Consider the following 243-nt stretch of genomic DNA (forward strand, 5'->3'; position numbering starts at 1 on the left):
GCCGCACAGACTTGAGCCTGTAGGATACGTCAAGGGCGCTTCATTTGACAAGGACTCGAATAAAGTCGTCGCCAAGACCACCAACACGTTGGAGCTCAAAAAAAAGCGTGCCATGGAAATTGGCATGGCTCCTTTTAAAAGCTTACTCCAGACGGGCTTTATGATGTGGATGAGTGGTAACTCTATCAATATCTTTAGTATCATGATTACAGCTATGATTGTCATGAACACTGCCAAGTCCCT

The 243-nt window shown here is 45.3% G+C and carries 1 protein-coding gene; it reads left to right on the plus strand.

Going from position 1 to position 243, the window contains the following annotated elements; genetic code table 11:
* A partial coding sequence (locus L9G74_RS21795; RefSeq protein WP_238898970.1) for a DUF1077 domain-containing protein occupies positions 1-243 on the plus strand: 243 nt, incomplete at both ends.

This window comes from Shewanella electrica, assembly GCF_022321485.1.
Lineage (GTDB): Bacteria > Pseudomonadota > Gammaproteobacteria > Enterobacterales > Shewanellaceae > Shewanella > Shewanella electrica.